Annotated in this window: 15 protein-coding genes and 1 pseudogene; 5 read left to right on the top strand and 11 right to left on the bottom strand. The window is 59.7% G+C overall.

Annotation, left to right across the window (positions count from 1 at the left end):
* Nucleotides 1-371: 371 nt before the first annotated feature.
* Together EOS_RS29735 and murU are read left to right on the top strand one after the other, a co-directional pair.
* A complete protein-coding gene (locus EOS_RS29735) occupies nucleotides 372-1,397 on the top strand; it encodes an aminoglycoside phosphotransferase family protein (protein WP_047895772.1) in 1,026 nt (341 codons plus the stop codon).
* A gap of 17 nt (nucleotides 1,398-1,414) precedes the next feature.
* Nucleotides 1,415-2,107 (top strand): N-acetylmuramate alpha-1-phosphate uridylyltransferase MurU, encoded by a 693-nt coding sequence (murU, locus tag EOS_RS29730; protein WP_047895771.1) that lies wholly within the window; start codon nucleotides 1,415-1,417, stop codon nucleotides 2,105-2,107.
* Nucleotides 2,108-2,513: 406 nt separating this feature from the next.
* Here murU and EOS_RS48345 read toward each other — a convergent pair.
* Both EOS_RS48345 and EOS_RS29720 read right to left on the bottom strand, forming a co-directional pair.
* Nucleotides 2,514-2,783: pseudogene (locus tag EOS_RS48345) on the bottom strand (helix-turn-helix domain-containing protein); the annotation flags it as partial.
* Nucleotides 2,780-3,076: a type II toxin-antitoxin system RelE/ParE family toxin gene (locus tag EOS_RS29720; protein ID WP_407639192.1), complete on the bottom strand. Its 297-nt coding sequence runs from the start codon at nucleotides 3,074-3,076 to the stop codon at nucleotides 2,780-2,782. The pseudogene EOS_RS48345 and the gene EOS_RS29720, both read right to left, overlap by 4 nt.
* Before the next feature lie 225 nt (nucleotides 3,077-3,301).
* Between EOS_RS29720 and purB the strand changes: the two genes are divergently transcribed.
* Nucleotides 3,302-4,690, top strand: coding sequence for an adenylosuccinate lyase (gene purB, locus EOS_RS29715; protein ID WP_047895770.1), 1,389 nt, complete (start codon nucleotides 3,302-3,304; stop codon nucleotides 4,688-4,690).
* Between the two features lie 100 nt (nucleotides 4,691-4,790).
* Here purB and EOS_RS29710 read toward each other — a convergent pair whose 3' ends face one another.
* The 5 genes from EOS_RS29710 to edd form a co-directional block, all read right to left on the bottom strand.
* Complete coding sequence (locus EOS_RS29710; RefSeq protein WP_053064080.1) at nucleotides 4,791-5,180, bottom strand: hypothetical protein; 390 nt, start codon at nucleotides 5,178-5,180, stop codon at nucleotides 4,791-4,793.
* A 586-nt stretch (nucleotides 5,181-5,766) separates the two neighbouring features.
* Nucleotides 5,767-6,261: a gluconokinase gene (locus tag EOS_RS29705; protein ID WP_047895769.1), complete on the bottom strand. Its 495-nt coding sequence runs from the start codon at nucleotides 6,259-6,261 to the stop codon at nucleotides 5,767-5,769.
* Between the two features lie 10 nt (nucleotides 6,262-6,271).
* The gene (locus EOS_RS29700; RefSeq protein ID WP_047895768.1) at nucleotides 6,272-7,633 is read right to left on the bottom strand and encodes a GntP family permease; all 1,362 of its coding nucleotides are present in this window, start codon (nucleotides 7,631-7,633) and stop codon (nucleotides 6,272-6,274) included.
* Between the two features lie 249 nt (nucleotides 7,634-7,882).
* On the bottom strand, nucleotides 7,883-8,518 hold the full coding sequence (gene eda, locus EOS_RS29695; protein ID WP_047895767.1) for a bifunctional 4-hydroxy-2-oxoglutarate aldolase/2-dehydro-3-deoxy-phosphogluconate aldolase: 636 nt from the start codon (nucleotides 8,516-8,518) through the stop codon (nucleotides 7,883-7,885).
* A gap of 39 nt (nucleotides 8,519-8,557) precedes the next feature.
* A complete protein-coding gene (gene edd, locus EOS_RS29690) occupies nucleotides 8,558-10,399 on the bottom strand; it encodes a phosphogluconate dehydratase (RefSeq protein ID WP_047895778.1) in 1,842 nt (613 codons plus the stop codon).
* 297 nt (nucleotides 10,400-10,696) lie between these two features.
* Between edd and EOS_RS29685 the strand changes: the two genes are divergently transcribed.
* Entirely contained in the window at nucleotides 10,697-11,542 is an 846-nt protein-coding gene (locus tag EOS_RS29685; protein ID WP_047895766.1) for a MurR/RpiR family transcriptional regulator, read from the top strand.
* 297 nt (nucleotides 11,543-11,839) lie between these two features.
* Complete coding sequence (locus EOS_RS29680; RefSeq protein WP_047895765.1) at nucleotides 11,840-12,589, top strand: copper homeostasis protein CutC; 750 nt, start codon at nucleotides 11,840-11,842, stop codon at nucleotides 12,587-12,589.
* Nucleotides 12,590-12,745: 156 nt separating this feature from the next.
* Here the strand turns inward: EOS_RS29680 and EOS_RS29675 are convergent, their stop codons facing one another.
* From EOS_RS29675 to EOS_RS29660, 4 genes are all read right to left on the bottom strand, one after another.
* Nucleotides 12,746-13,162 carry a CopD family protein gene (locus EOS_RS29675; RefSeq protein WP_047895764.1) on the bottom strand — a complete coding sequence of 139 codons (417 nt, stop codon included), beginning with the start codon at nucleotides 13,160-13,162 and terminating at the stop codon, nucleotides 12,746-12,748.
* Nucleotides 13,163-13,179: 17 nt separating this feature from the next.
* Entirely contained in the window at nucleotides 13,180-14,457 is a 1,278-nt protein-coding gene (locus tag EOS_RS29670; RefSeq protein WP_047895777.1) for a glutamate-5-semialdehyde dehydrogenase, read from the bottom strand.
* Nucleotides 14,458-14,561: 104 nt separating this feature from the next.
* Entirely contained in the window at nucleotides 14,562-15,677 is a 1,116-nt protein-coding gene (holA, locus tag EOS_RS29665) for a DNA polymerase III subunit delta (RefSeq protein WP_047895763.1), read from the bottom strand.
* A gap of 17 nt (nucleotides 15,678-15,694) precedes the next feature.
* On the bottom strand, nucleotides 15,695-16,246 hold the full coding sequence (locus tag EOS_RS29660; protein ID WP_047895776.1) for an LPS-assembly lipoprotein LptE: 552 nt from the start codon (nucleotides 16,244-16,246) through the stop codon (nucleotides 15,695-15,697).
* Between the last annotated feature and the right edge of the window lie 44 nt (nucleotides 16,247-16,290).

Here is a 16,290-nt window from a genome sequence, read left to right as displayed (position 1 = left end):
GCGCGAGCGCCGGCATGAGGCCGGGCACGGCGATCAGTGCCGCGAACAGCCGCCGCCTGCGTGGCCGCGCTTCGCGCAATGTAACTGGTTTGGAAAACTGTCGTGGCGGCATGTTTGAGTGCTGTTCAATCGCGTCACGCTCGGCGCTCGACGAGAGCGCCCGGGCACAGCCACCGGAACTCGCGCCACCGGAGTTGTCGGTTCGCTGCGAACGAAAATGAATCGATCGATGGATGATACGGGCGGCTGTCGTGCCCTTTGGAAGCCAACGATGCCGTTGTGGCCTGCCAAAGGCTTCGCGCCGGGCGCAAACGGAATGCTTAAAAAAGTCGTGGGGTATTATATGGCAAGACGTTTCACCCCTCGAGTTTATGACGCCCAATCCCCCGGATTTTCGCCTTACCCAGCTTCATGACTGGCTGCAAACGTTGGCTGAGCGGTATCGGCTGGATCTTTCCACGCTTGCCCCCGCTTCGGCCGACGCCAGTTTCCGGCGATATTTCCGGCTGGCCGCCGACAGCGATCTTGGCAAGACGCTGATCGCAGTCGACGCCCCGCCGCCCGAGAAGTGCCGCGAGTTCGTGCAGGTGGCCGGGTTGCTGCGTGATGCCGGCGTGCATGTGCCGCAGATTCTGGAAACGGATTTCGATGCCGGCTTCATGCTGGTGACGGATCTTGGCACGACCACGTATCTTTCCGTCCTCGATGAAAAGAACGCCCGGCCGTTGATGCGCTCGGCTATTGATACGTTGATCAAGTTTCAGGTCACGTCGCGCGAAGGCGTGCTGCCTTTGTTCGATGAAGCATTCCTGCGCCGCGAAATGGAACTGATGCCCGAGTGGTTCGTGGCGCGGCATTTGAGTCATACGCTGGACGCTGCCGAACGTAAGGTGCTGGATGACACGTTTTCGGTCCTCGCTCAAAGCGCGTTGGCTCAGCCTCAAGTCTTCATGCTGCGCGATTTCATGCCGCGCAACCTGATGGTCAGCGAGCCGAATCCCGGTGTACTCGATTTTCAGGATGCGGTGTACGGACCGTTGACGTACGACATCGCTTCGTTGCTGCGGGATGCGTTCATCAGTTGGGAAGAAGCGTTCGAACTCGATTGCTTCGTCTACTACTGGGAAGGCGCCCGCAAGGCCGGATTGCCCGTGGATGCCGACTTCGGCGAGTTTTACCGACAGATCGAGTGGATGGGATTGCAGCGTCACATCAAGGTGCTCGGGCTGTTTGCGCGGATTTATCACCGCGATGGCAAGCCGGTCTATCTCGCTGATCTGCCACGGTTTATTGGCTATGCGCGTAAGGTCTCCGAGCGATATCGGCCGTTGCGGCCTTTTGCGCGCTTGCTCGATACGCTGGAAGGGCGCGCGGTGGACGTGGGTTATACGTTTTGAGCGCCTTGAACACAGCGATGATCTTCGCCGCCGGGCGCGGCGAGCGCATGCGTCCGCTGACGGATTCATGCCCGAAGCCTTTGCTTAAAGTTGGCGGGAAACCGCTGATCGTCTGGCAAATTGAACGACTGGCTGCCGCGGGTTTCAAGACGATTGTCATTAATCACGCGTGGCTTGGACAGATGTTTCAATCCAAGCTCGGCGATGGCTCGCGCTGGCGCGTTCAATTGCGCTATTCGGCCGAGACTCATGCGCTGGAAACGGCTGGTGGTATTGCGCAGGCGTTGCCGCTGCTCGAAGAGCATGGCGAAGCCACCGTTTTCGCAGCGGTGAGCGGCGACGTGTTCTGCGAATTCGACTACGCACGGCTGCACGAGCGCGCCGCGAAGATGGCGCTGCAAGACGAACCCGCGATGCATCTGGTCATGGTGCCGAATCCGCCGTTTCATTCCATCGGCGATTTCGCGCTCGATCAGCAAGGCATGCTTTCCCTCGACGACTCGCCACGTTTTACCTTCGGCAATATCGGCTTATACGATACGCGCATGTTCCGCGATCTCGCCCCCGCCACGCGGCGCGCGCTGACGCCGTATTACCGCGAGACGATTGCGGCCGGGCGTGCTACGGGCGAGTTGTTTGAAGGGCGATGGGAGAATGTTGGAACGCCGAAGCAGTTGGAAGAGCTGGATCAAGTGCTGCGGGGCAAGTGAGAACGCATTAATCCGATGCGAAATCCGTATCCGGAATAATCATTCTCGCAATCTGGCTGCTCGCGGCCGTTCGGCCCGATCCGGGAGCGCCAGCTCCCGGTCGGCCAAGGTAGCGAAGCGCTGATGGACACGACTACCGAAACCCCTGATGTCGTTCGCACTCGCCGCCCCAGTGCGCAGAATCGCTCCATCAAACAGGGCCGGGATCCTACCCAACTGATGAGCGCAATGGGCCTTTCGACTAGCGCGCATGGACCGCCGCTGCGACTCCACCCTTACTGCGCCGCGCGGGGGCCTTTGTTGCCGACTTGTCCACCGCCGTCGGCTTTTTAGCCTTTGCTGTCTGCTTCTTGCCTGCCGCCGTCTTGACGCTCGTGGTGCCAGCACTGCGTTTAACAGGCGCTGCCAATACGCGCATCTCGATACGCATGTTCGCCGCCGCCGCCATATTTACCAATGCGTCAAGCGCGAACAGATTGATCTTGCCGCGCATAAGGTCGGACACGCGCGGCTGGGTGACGCCGAAACGCTTTGCGGCCTGTGCCTGGCTCATTTCAGTACGAACGATATGGTCCTTGATCGCCATCATCAATACCGACCGAAGCTTCATGTTTTCGGCTTGTTCCGGCGTGTCCTCTATGGCGTCCCACACGCTCAAGAATGTTTGGTTACTCATCGCTTCACCTCTTTCAATTCACGGTAGCGCTTGGTGGCTAAATCGAGATCTGCCTTGCTGGTCCTCTGAGTCTTTTTCTGGAAACAATGAAGCACATAAACCGCATCGGCTAACTTCGCCAAGTAAACAATCCGGAACGCGCCACTTGTGTCCCGAATCCGAATCTCCCGCACCCCTTGGCCGACCGTGTTCATTGGCTTCCAGTCGTCGGGTTCCCGTCCGCGCTGAACTTGATCGAGTTGATGGCCGGCGTCACGCCGTGCCAACAGTGGAAACTCGCGTAAGTCATCCAAGGAGCTTCCGCAGAACTTTATTGGTTTTGCATCGATGATGATGTGAATTATACAAATTTTTGTATAACCAGGCAACCGGTGCAGGTCACACTGATAAACGCAGCCTATGACGCACCTCATTCTTCCAGATAGCGCTCGATTTGCTCGATCCGCGCGCCCGCCAGCCAACCGCTGGTCAAATGGTAAAATCCGCTTCTCCTTTCGTCTCACTGCGCGGCTGCCACCATGTCCGATACCTCCTCCGAAACCCTTTTCGCCCTCACCGCGCTTTCGCCGCTCGATGGCCGCTACGCCGCCAAAACCGAAGCGCTGCGCGAGTGGCTATCGGAATACGCGTTCATGAAACATCGCGTGAAGGTCGAGATTCATTGGCTCATCGCCCTGTCGCAAGCCGGTTTCGACGAAGTCCCGACATTCTCCGCTGCGTCCGAAGCGTTCCTCCTGCAACTGGCCGAACGCTTCACCGCTCACGACGCCGCGCGCATCAAGGACATCGAAAAGGTCACGAACCACGACGTCAAAGCGGTCGAATACTGGCTCAAGGAATCCGTCAAAGGCCAGCCGGAACTCGAACGCGCCAGCGAATTCATCCACTTTGCGTGCACGTCGGAAGATATCAACAACACCTCGCACGGCATGATGCTCGCCGGCGCACGCGAACACGTGCTGCTCCCGGCGCTGCGCTCGGTCCACGAACGCCTCGTCAAGCTCGCACACGCGCACGCCGCCCAACCCATGCTCTCGCGCACGCACGGCCAGCCCGCCAGCCCGACCACGCTCGGCAAGGAACTGGCGAACGTGGCGGCGCGGTTGAAGCGCGCTATTGAACGGATCGCGGAAGTGCCGCTGCTCGGCAAGATGAATGGCGCCGTGGGTAACTTCAACGCGCATCTGTCGGCGTATCCGGAATTCGATTGGGAAACTTTCTCGAAAACAGTCGTGGAAGAGCGGCTGAATCTCACGTTCAATCCGTACACCATCCAGATTGAACCGCACGATTACATGGCAGAGCTCTTCGATGCCATCGCGCGTGCCAACACGATCCTGCTCGATCTGGATCGCGATGTGTGGGGTTATATCTCCGTCGGTTACTTCAAGCAGCGCACGAAGGCGGGCGAGATCGGGTCATCGACTATGCCGCATAAGGTCAATCCCATCGACTTTGAAAACTCGGAAGGCAATCTCGGGCTGGCGAATGCAACGCTGCGCCATCTCGCCGATAAACTCCCCATCTCGCGCTGGCAACGAGACCTGACGGATTCCACCGTGCTGCGCAATATCGGCGTGGCGTTTGGTTATTCGCTGCTGTCGTACGATTCGCTGATTCGCGGACTCGATAAGCTCGAAGTGAATGCGGCGCGGTTGAATGAAGATCTGGATAATTGCTGGGAAGTGCTTGCCGAACCGATTCAAACCGTCATGCGCCGGTATGGCGTCGAAAACCCGTACGAGCAGTTAAAGGAATTGACGCGCGGCAAAGGCATCACGCGCGAAGGCTTGCAGACTTTTATCAATGGACTCGCCATTCCGGACGACGCCAAACAACTCCTCCTGGCCATGACGCCGGGATCGTATGTGGGTAAAGCGGTAGAACTGGCGCAGCGGATTCAATAATCCATGCGCAGCACGAGGCGCTAAGCGCAACACAAAGGCCGTTCGGGACTAAATTCACGAACGGCCTTTGTGATTGTTGCCAGTGAAGACGTTGAGTCGCTCAACGCATGTCGATTCGTATAACCGGCTCAATCAGCAATTCGACATTCGCGCTCGAATGCTCGTACACGTTATACGTGACATCGCCTACTTGCGTGGTGCCGTGCTGCTCCCACTGGCCATCCGCCACGCCAGCAATATGCGTGTTCGACAAGTCCATCGTATCGCCGTCCGAACCCGTCACCATCATCTGCTGCTTGCCGTCCTTCTGGAACAGGTCGGCTTCGCCCAGGTTCAGCACGTCGATCAATGACAGCTTCACGTTGTTCGCATTACCAGCGTCGCCGGTGCCGGTGATCACCGGTTTGGTGCTGTTTGCCGTGCCACCGTTTGCCGCCGCGCCTACAGACGAAATGACGGCCTGAATGGGATTTTTAGTTTGGAGCGCCATGTCTTGAACCTTGTTGCTGAGAGATCAAAGGGGCGTAAAGCTGAGCTGTGCGGATAAGCATCAAACAGCCAAACCCCGGTTAACGAATCGGATAAATGCAATGACGGCAAGTTTCCAACACGCGATTTGCGAGTCTGACTATCGAGCGTGAGCGCGCATACAGGAAAGATCCGAAAAGAGCCGAGCGACGCGGCAAAATTGTGCGATTGGATAAAAAACCTCATCGGCGACCATCTCGATAAGGCCAACGAACAACAGCTATTTCAAGACAATTTTTGAGGGATCGACGATATACAACGGCACGGAACCGGTCCAGCAGAACGCTGAAACGGTCTGCGCAGAATGCTGAAGTGGTTTATTTACCAATTTGCATTGCGAAATAATTTCACTGGTCTTTGCACGCCTGTGACTTACACCGGTTGACATGGAGGGATCAAGGCACTCAGTTCTTGAGGCTGTGCTGGTTTCGCCGCCCTTGGTCGCCGTTTCTCAACCGGTCGCCGTACGCTCAGGAAAACGCACGCGAAAAAAAACCGTTACAGGATCACTCCCGTAACGGCTTTGTGTTTCTCGCCAACTAACGCGATTAACGTGCTTTCACTTCCTGCAACACTTTGTCCACAATCTCCTCCGGCGACAACGCGATATCCACTTCAATCGCTTCATCCGGACCGGGCGGCTCCAGCGTATCCAACTGGCTTTGCAGCAGCGCGGGATCGAAGAAATGGCCTTTGCGCGTCTTGATCCGCTCCCTCAACAATTCCGGCGTTCCCTTTAAATAGACAAAGGTCACGTCCTTGTCGCCATCGCGCAGAATGTCGCGATACACACGTTTCAGCGCCGAGCACGCGTACACATGCACCGTGCCACTCGCCTGCTTTTCCACAATCGACGCACGGATCGCGTTCAGCCACGGCCACCTGTCTTCGTCGGTCAACGGAATGCCATTGTGCATCTTCTCCTTGTTCGCCTGACTGTGGAAACTGTCGGCATCGGCGAAATCGCAATGCAGCCGCTCGGCCAGCATTTCACCTATCGTGGTCTTGCCACAACCCGATACACCCATCGCAATTAATATCATCGAAATCTCCTTACACGACCGTCGCAAGCGCGAAAGTCAAACCTAAACCCATCACCGAAATTATCGTTTCGCACAACGACCAGGTCTTGAACGTCTGCCCCACGGTCATCCCGAAATACTCCTTGATCAGCCAGAAACCGCCGTCGTTCACGTGCGAGAAGATCAGCGAACCGGAGCCGGTTGCTAACACCAGAAGCTCGGGACTCACGCTACTACCGGCCGCTGCTGCGATCGGCGCGACGATCCCGCACGCGGTGGTCATGGCCACGGTCGCCGAACCGGTCGCGAGGCGAATGAGCGCGGCCACGAACCAGCCGAGTAGCAACGGCGATAAATGCGCAGCCGATGCCGTGTTCACCAATTCCTGCGAAATACCGCTCTCACGCAGCACGTTGCCGAAGCCGCCGCCCGCGCCCACGATCAGCGTGATCCCCGCGATAGGCGCGAGGCATTCGCCGCAGAACTTCTGGATCTGCGCACGATCGAAACCACGCGATGCCCCGAAACTCCAGAAGCTGAACAACACCGCGGTCAGCAACGCCACGTCCGAGTTGCCAACAAAGTGCAACAAGTTATTGGCAAGCGATTTCGGCGCGGTGAACAGATCGGCCCAACTGCCGATCAGCATCAGGATCACCGGCAGCAGGATGCTGAACAGCGTGATCCCGAAGCCCGGCAACTCGCGTGTCGGACCTTCCTTATGCGATTCAGTGAATTGCGCCGCCAGCGGATTGTTCTCCGGCAACTTGATGTATTTGTGGATCAGCAACGCGAACAGCGGACCGGCAACAATGGCTGTCGGCACGCCCACGATCAACCCGTACATGATCGTGCGGCCGATGTCCGCGTGATACGCCTGCACAGCGAGCAGCGCGGCCGGGTGCGGCGGAATCAATCCGTGCACGACCGAGAGTCCGGCCACCATTGGCAAGCCGATCAGCAGCAGCGACTTCTTAGTGCGTTTCGCGACGTTGAACGCAATCGGAATCAGCAGCACGAAACCGACTTCAAAAAACACCGGCAAGCCAACGATGATCGCAACGAACATCATGGCCCAGTGAATGTGTTTCTCGCCAAACCAGGCTATCAGCGTATTCGCAATGCGTTCCGCCCCGCCCGATTCGGCCATCATCTTGCCGAGCATGGTGCCCAGCCCGACCACGATCGCTATATGACCGAGCGTGTTGCCGTTGCCGGTTTCGAACGCCTTGACGATCTTGTCCATCGGCATGCCGACGGCCAGCCCCAGCAGCAATGAAACGATGATCAGGACGAGAAACGGGTAAACCTTGTAGCGCGTGATCAGCAAGATCAGCAACGCAATGGCGATAACCGCGTACACCAGCAGCATGCTGCCGTGGACTGGGTCCATGAAGCGCCTCCCTTCAGTTGTTGACGTTTTTTTAGCCTGCGGGTGCGTTTGCCGTCGCTTGATATGTAATCAGTTGATTCAGGCGTCCGGCCAAGCGCACACGCAGCCGGCGAGTGATTGACACGGAATTTTACTTGCAGCGCCCGAAACCTGTGCAGCGAGTATTCCCTATTGTGAAAAAGCCTCTGCGTCGCGCTGGTCGGCGCGTCGCAGAGGCTTTTGTTTTTTGCTGTTTTGCTACGGTGCGGCTTATTGCTTGTGCGGCGCCAATTCGCTGGCCGCACGCGCAAGACGCGTCACTTCTGCCCAGTTTTGCGCGGCGAGCGCCGCTTTCGGCGTCAGCCACGAGCCACCGACACACACCACATTCGGCAGCGCCAGGAAATTCGGCGCGGTTTCGGCGGTGATGCCGCCCGTCGGGCAGAACTTCAGGCCGGGAAACGGGCCGTTGAGCGCTTGCAGCATCGACACACCGCCAGCTTGCTGCGCCGGGAAAAGCTTCACGATTTCATAGCCGAATTCCATCGCCTGGATGATGTCGGTCGGTGTCATCACGCCGGGCAGCAAGGGCAGACCCGCATCCAGCGACGCCTGGTGAATCTCCTTCGTCAAACCCGGCGATACGCCGAATTGCGCGCCCGCCTTCTTCGCCTGCGCACAATGTTCGGGTTTGGTGATCGTGCCCACACCCACGACAATATCGTCCGCAAGCTGGCTCGCCCGCTCGATAGCCGCAAGCCCCGCGGCCGTGCGCAGCGTGATCTCGAGCACCTTGACGCCGCCCGCATGCAGCGCACGCGAGACGTTTTCGCCTTGTTCGACCGAATCGAATGCGAGGACCGGAATCACCGGGCCCAGACGCACGATTTCACTTACCGTTTTCATTTGCTGCTCCTGTTTGTGTTGTCGTGGCTTTCGTAACGCTTAGCTGGCTTCGCCGACCATCGGACCGAATACCGACGCACCCAGTTCCGCCGGCATTGCCGCACTGCGGAACACGCCGAACAGCTCACGCCCGAATCCGACTTCATTACCCGCCTGATGCTTCGGCTGCTCGACCTCGCGCGCGGCCCACTGCTTCTCGTCCATCTCGACGTCGAGCACGCCCTTGTTCGCATCGATGACAATCGTGTCGCCCGTACGCACCTTGCCAATCGGCCCATGTAGCAATGCTTCCGGCGAAATGTGGATCACCGCGGGCACCTTGCCCGACGCGCCCGACATGCGCCCGTCTGTCACCAGCGCGACATGGAAGCCCTGATCCTGCAACACGCCAAGAAGCGGCGTCAACCGGTGCAACTCCGGCATGCCGTTCGCCCGCGCGCCCTGGAACCGCACGATCGCGACGAAATCGCGCTTGAGCTCGCCGTTATCGAAGGCTTCCTGCACTTCCTCTTGCGACTCAAACACGATAGCCGGCGCTTTCACATGCCGATGCTCTTGCGCCACCGCCGATATCTTGATCACGCCGCGGCCGAGTTTGCCTTGCATCAGGCGCAAACCGCCATCGGGTGCGAACGGTTCTTTGTGGCTGCGCAGGACTTTCGTGTCGTGGCTGGTGTGGGAACCGTCGACCCATTGGAGCTTTCCATCGATCAGTTTCGGTTCGCGGGTGTAGTGTTTCAGGCCCTCGCCGGCGACGGTTTTCACGTCTTCGTGCAGCAACCCCGCTTCCAGTAAATCGCGCACCAGATACGCAACGCCGCCCGCCGCGTGGAAATGGTTCACATCGGCCTTGCCGTTCGGATAGATGCGCGCGGTGAGCGGCACGGCTTGCGAGAGTTCATCGAAGTCGTTCCAGTCGATCACAATGCCCGCCGCCCGCGCAATCGCCACCAGATGCAGCGTGTGATTGGTGGACCCGCCCGTCGCGAGCAATGCAACGATGCCGTTCACGATCGCCTTTTCATCCACGACATGGCCGACCGGCGTGTAATGGCCGCGCTCCACGGTCAACGCAAGCACGCGCTTCGCGGCTTCGGCCGTGAGCGCATCTCTTAGCGGCGTGTGCGGATGGATGAACGCCGAACCGGGGAGATGCAGGCCCATTACTTCCATCAGCATCTGATTACTGTTTGCCGTGCCGTAGAAGGTGCACGTGCCGTGGCCGTGGTATGCGGCGGCTTCGGCTTCGAGCAGCGCGTCGCGGTCACACGCACCGGTGGCGAATTGCTGGCGGACCTTGGCTTTGTCGTCGTTGGTGAGGCCGCTTGTCATCGGGCCGGCCGGTACGAAAATGGTCGGCAGATGACCGAATTGCAACGCGCCAATCAGCAAGCCCGGCACGATCTTGTCGCATATGCCGAGACACAGCGCGGCATCGAACATGTTGTGCGTCAGCGCGACCGCCGTGCTCATGGCGATCACTTCGCGCGAAAACAGCGACAACTCCATGCCCGCGTTGCCTTGCGTGACACCGTCGCACATGGCCGGCACGCCGCCCGCGAATTGCGCAACGCCGCCCGCTTCGCGCGCGGCGTGCTTGATGATGTCGGGGTAATTCTTGAACGGCGCGTGGGCCGAGAGCATCTCGTTATAAGACGAAACGATGCCGATGTTCGGCTCGCGGACCGCCTTGATCGCGATTTTTTCCTGACCTTCCAGGCCGGCGAAACCGTGCGCAAGGTTCGCGCACGACAGCGCGCCGCGCGCAGGAAAATGACCCTGGGCGCCGTCGATGCGCGCCAGATAGGCCGCGCGCGTCGGCTTGCTGCGCTCGATCACGCGCTGGGTGACTTTTTTCAGATGCGAATGCGGGGAAACCATCGAAACTCCTTCGCCTCGGGTGGCGAGCGGGCGGTTGACGCCGGGGTTGAACGGTCGCGGGGAACGGGCGGTTTTGTTTTTGAGACGTTCCCGTGTCGCGAATAGAATTCTAGTAGAAAAACTACACGACTTCCATCTGGAAAACCCTTAGTTTCGCTAGATGTCTTATGTTACGGCTTGGGATAGGTATAAGTAATTTTTATCGAAGCGTTCCGGATGGCTATTATTCTTGTAGTTTTTGTACATTTTCGCCAATCGGCTATAGTCCACGCATTTCCAGCATAGGCGAGATTCCCGATGTTGCTGTCTCAAGTTGAAGCAATGCGCGAGCAGTTGCGCCCCTCCGAGCGCAAGCTGGCTGATTACGTCATCGAGGCGCCGCGCGAGGTGCTGGATCTCGCGATGACCGACTTCGCGGCGCGTGCCGGCGTGAGTCAGCCGACCATCGCGCGGTTTTGCCGGGCGCTGGGATTTTCGGGATTTCGCGAGTTCAAGATCCGGCTGGCGCAGAGCATTGCGTCCGATGTTCCCGCGCCGGCTGTATACCGCGATGTGCGCGCCGATGAACCCGCGGCCGGCGTGGCGGCGAAGGTATTGGACCGGACGATTGGTGCGCTGCTGCAGGTACGGAACAGCTTGTCGTCGGACAGCGTGGCCGCGGCGATTGCGTTGCTCGCCGATGCGCGGCGTATCGAGTTCTACGGTGCGGGCGGTTCGGGCATCGCAGCGCTCGATGTGCAGCACAAGTTCTTCAAGCTGGGCGTGCCGAGCGTGGCGTACTCGGACCCGCACACGTACACCACGTCAGCGGCGTTGCTGGGCGCGGGCGATGTGGTCGTAGCGATATCGAATACGGGACGCACACGCGACATCCTGGACGCCGTGAAATCGGCGCTGGACGGCGGGGCCAAGGTCATTGCAATCACGCACGGCAATTCGCCGCTGGCGCGCATGGCGAGCGTGGGTTTGTTTGCGAACGTAGATGAGGACACGGACATTTTTTCGCCGATGACATCGCGCGTATCGCATCTGGCGATAGGCGACATTCTGGCGGTGGGCGTAGCGCTGGCGCGCGGGCCGGAGTTTGCGGAAAGGCTGGCGGAGGCGAAGGACGTGCTGGACAGGCGTCGCGTGAAAAACTAGATCCACGCGGAACGCGACTGCCAATAAAAAAAGCGGATTCCTCCGAAGAAGAACCCGCTTTTCAATGAAACTTAAAACTAAAACATTTACATCAGCCTGCGAAGGCTAACCCGTTTGGAACCTCGACCCTTGCGGATCGAGGCGCCTCGCGGAACTAACTTACCACTCGTACGAAGTGCGGGAACGGCGGAGACGCATCCATCCCGCAGAACGCCACCGTTACCGATACGTGCAGCAACCAATCCGGCCACGCGTGCTTTAAGCTGCGAGGCTAGGTCTTAACCAGCGAAATGCTCCATGTCCAAGCCACCTATTCTGCTGGAGATCTGTGCCGGTTCTGTTACTTCGTGCCTGGCGGCGCAGGAAGGCGGCGCTGAGCGCGTCGAATTTTGCGACAACCTGCTGGAAGGCGGGACTACGCCGTCATACGGCGCCATCGCCTGTGCGCGAAACAAGTTGCGCATACAGTTGAACGTGATCATCCGCCCGCGCGGCGGCGACTTCCTGTACTCGGATCTCGAATTCGAAGTCATGGAGCGCGACATACTCGCCTGCCAAACGCTCGGCGTGGACGGCGTGGTGATCGGACTGCTCACCGCCGACGGCGATATCGACGTGCCGCGTACCCAACGTCTGGTTGAACTGGCCGCGCCTTTGCCGGTCACCTTCCACCGCGCGTTCGACGTAGCGCGCGATCCGTTCAGGGCGCTGGAAGACGTCATCGCCACGGGATGCAACCGCCTTCTCACCTCAGGCCAGGAAGCCAGTGCGCTGGAAGGCGCCGCACTGATTGGCAAACTGCGTGAAGCCGCCGGGGAGAGGCTCGTCGTCATGCCCGGCGCGGGCGTGCGGCTCAACAATATTGCGCAATTGATCGATGAAACCGGTTGCGTCGAATATCACACCTCTGGACGCGCGCCCTTTGCCAGCGGCATGCGCTATCGCAATGAACGCGTCAAGATGGGCGGTCCGGGGCAGGATGAATATGCGATTGTGGAGACTTCGGCTGAGCTGGTGAAACAGATCATCGCTCGAGCAAGTGAGTGAGTGAGAACTGGGATAGGCACCAGCACGATGACTGACCCGCGACACTCTCGCTCGCAGCACAGACCACACAGGACGGCAGATTGACATGAGAGACCGTCCAAAAACAAAACGCCGGCACTTTCGCCGGCGTTTCTTTTACTGCAACACGCTTGATGCTTAAAACGGCTTGATCACCACCAAAAGCGTCGCGCCAAGCAGCCCAAGCACCGGCAGCTCGTTAAACATTCGGTACCACTTATCAGAGCGTGTGTTCTCGCCGCGCTGAAAGCGGCGCAGAAGAACGCCGCAATAAGCGTGGTACAGAATGATCAGCGCCACAATGCCCAGCTTGGCGTGCATCCAGCCCTGTCCCTGCCCGATACCCACCACCAGCAGCAGCCACAGCCCACACGCGAGCGCCGGCACCGCAATGAACGTCATGAAGCGGAACAGCTTGCGCGCCATGATCAGCAAACGAGCCGTAGCTGCGAGCTCGGTTTCCATCGCGAGATTAACGAAGATGCGCGGCAAGTAGAACAAGCCCGCGAACCACGACGCGACCAATACAATATGCAGCGATTTGATCCAGAGCATTGGAATGGCGGTCTCGCTTATTGGCGTATTTCGCCGTGACCGAGCACGACGTATTTCAGCGATGTCAAACCGTCCAGGCCAACCGGTCCACGTGCATGGAGCTTGTCGTTCGAGATGCCGATTTCCGCTCCTAGCCCGAACTCGAAGCCATCGGCGAAACGCGTGGATGCATTGACCATCACGCTCGCCGAATCCACTTCGCGCAGGAACCGCATGGCGCGGTCGTGGTCTTCGGTGACGATGGCGTCGGTGTGATGCGAGCTGTAGGTGTTGATGTGATCGATAGCTTCGTCCAGATCGTCCACCAGCTTGATCGAGAGAATGGGCGCGAGATACTCCGTGCTCCAGTCCGCTTCGGTGGCGTCGATCAGCGGGCCGTCGAAGCGTGCTTCGTTCAACACGGCGCGACTGGCTGCATCCACGCGCAGCTCAACCTCTCTTTCCCGGAACGTATTCGCCAGCATGGGCAATGCCTCAGCCGCGATTGCGCGCGCCACGAGCAGTGTTTCCATCGTGTTGCAGGTACCGTACCGATGCGTTTTGGCGTTATCGCAGACGTTGAGCGCCTTCTTCAAATCTGCGCGGTCATCCACATACACATGGCAGATGCCGTCCAGGTGCTTGATCATGGGCACGCGTGCTTCGGCCATCAAGCGTGCGATCAGGCTCTTGCCGCCGCGCGGCACGATCACGTCGACGTACTCGGTCATGGTGATCAGCTTGCCCACCGCCGCGCGATCCGCCGTCGCGACGACTTGCACCGCGTCCTGCGGCAAGCCAGTCTCTTCAAGGGCCTCGCCGATCAGCCGCGCCAGCGCCGTATTGCATTCCAGCGCCTCGGACCCGCCACGCAGAATGGTGGCATTGCCCGACTTGAGGCACAAAGCAGCAGCATCGATAGTCACATTCGGCCGCGATTCATAAATGATCCCGATCACGCCAAGCGGCACGCGCATCTGGCCGACCTGAATGCCACTGGGCCGAAATTTCAACCCGCTGATTTCACCGATCGGATCCGGCAGCGCGGCGACTTGCCGCAAGCCTTCGACCATGGTGCCGAGCGCTTTCTCGGAAAGCGTCAGGCGATCGATAAACGCAGCGTCGTGGCCTTTGTCGCGAGCGCGGGCGAGATCTCGCGCGTTCGCTTCCTTCAGTGCGGCGCGTTCGCGTTCGATCGCGTCCGCTACGGCTCCGAGCGCGGCGTTCTTCGCCGCCGTCGATGCACGCGCCATCGCGCGCGAAGCCCGGCGCGCACGGCGGCCGAGTTCGGTCATGTATTCGTCGATGTCGTTCATCGTCATTCTCTTGGGTATTGGTCGACGCTTAGGTATTCGGCGGTCTTCTTCTCGGTACGCTAAAAGCGCGAAAAGACGGCGATTAGCCCGATTTTATGCTGATGTCAGGCTGGGCGCTTTGCCGTTGGCGCGGCTGGCACGCTGCGTTGCAGCGGACTACCCGACGACGCGACGGTCATTGCGAGTTCGAACATGCCGTCCCACGGATCAGGCGGCGGATCGCCCGGGTTCGCGCTGCCTCGCGGGCCAGTGCCGCCTGACAAGCCTTTGACTTGCCGATCCAGCTTCGCCGCCAGCGACAACGCTTTTTCCAGCGCCGCTTCGCTCACTCGCGTGAGCGCGGGCCCGATCAACCGTTCGCGTGGCCCCCAAACGCGGTTTTCGCGCAGCAGCGTGGCGAGCGGCTTACCGGCAGCCACGCCGCGTTTCATCCGCAGCAGCGTGCGTATTTCTTCCACGAGCGCCCAGATCACGAGCGTGCCGGCTTCGCCTTCGCCCTTCAGGCCGTCGAGCATGCGCGTCAGGCGGCCGACATCGCCGGTGAGCATGGCTTCGTTCAGCTTGAATACGTCGTAACGTGCGACGTTTAGCACAGCGTCGTGAATCTGTTCGAACGTGAGCACACCCGCCGGATACAGCAAACCCAGCTTCAGGATTTCCTGATGTGCGGCGAGCAGATTACCCTCCACCCGTTCCGCGATAAACACCAGTGCCCGCCGTCCGTCCTCGCCCGGCGCTACCCGCTGGTTTTGCAAGCTCAGGCGCTGGCCGATCCACATCGGCAACTGCCCGCGTTCAACCGGATCGATCTTCATCATCACGCCCGGACCGCTCAGCGCCGTGAACCACGCGGACTTCTGCGTGGCGGCGTCGAGCCGTGGCAAGGTGATGAGCGTGAGGGTGTCGGGGTTATCGGAGGCAGCGAGAGTTTTCAGTGCTTCACCGCCTTCCTTGCCGGGCTTGCCGGTGGGAATGCGCAACTCGACCAGTTGGCGATCGCCGAAGAGCGACATCGACTGGCTCGCGCCCAGCAGCGAACTCCAGTCGAAATAACGATCGACGACAAACACCGAGCGGTCCGTGAACCCCTGCGCCCGTGCGCTCGCGCGAATCTTGTCGCACGCTTCCTGCGCGAGCAGATGCTCGTCGCCGTAGACGACGTACAGGCCTTTCAGCCCTTTCGCGAGGTGCGCGTCGAGCGCGTCGAGCTTCAACTGCATGGCTTCGAGCGCCCGGCTTAAAGTGGCGGCACCGGCAACGGCGCACGCGGCGCGATGCCCGGCAAAGCTTCGCTCGGCGTCGGATGCAGCGAACGCACGACGGCAAGCCGGCGCGTCAACTGGTCCACAGCGTCGAACTGCATGTCACGGTACAGCGTCTGCGCTTCGATACCTTTCGCCAGCGTGAACTGGTCGCTATACGTGAGCGCCCGGTTCAGCGAAATCACGCTCGGCGGGATGAGCACCGTTCCGTCAGCGCCCGCCATCGAGTAATTCAGGTTGTAGTCAAGTTCGTATTCCTGCACGACGCCTTGTGCATTCAGACTCAAGGTCTTCATGCCGTTGCCACCGGTGAGCGTGAGGATAGCGTCGGGCTTTTCGGTTGCCTTGACGATCACGGTGTCGCTGCCGCCTTCCACCACACGCTGCAGTCGTCCGAGCATTTCCGGCGTGCCGCCCGCAATCGCCAGGCGCTTGAACGCGTAGTCCTGCTGACCACGCAACTGGAAACCGCACGCGGATAGCAACAACGCTCCGCACGCAAGCGCCAGGATCGAGCGCCGGCTGATCGTGCGCTTCGTCTTCGTATCGGTCGAACTTGGGCTGACAGCTT

Source organism: Caballeronia mineralivorans PML1(12) (genome assembly GCF_001028175.1).
GTDB lineage: Bacteria > Pseudomonadota > Gammaproteobacteria > Burkholderiales > Burkholderiaceae > Caballeronia > Caballeronia mineralivorans.
The sequence above is the reverse complement of the archived record's forward strand: the minus strand, read 5'-3'. Positions and strand labels throughout refer to the sequence as shown.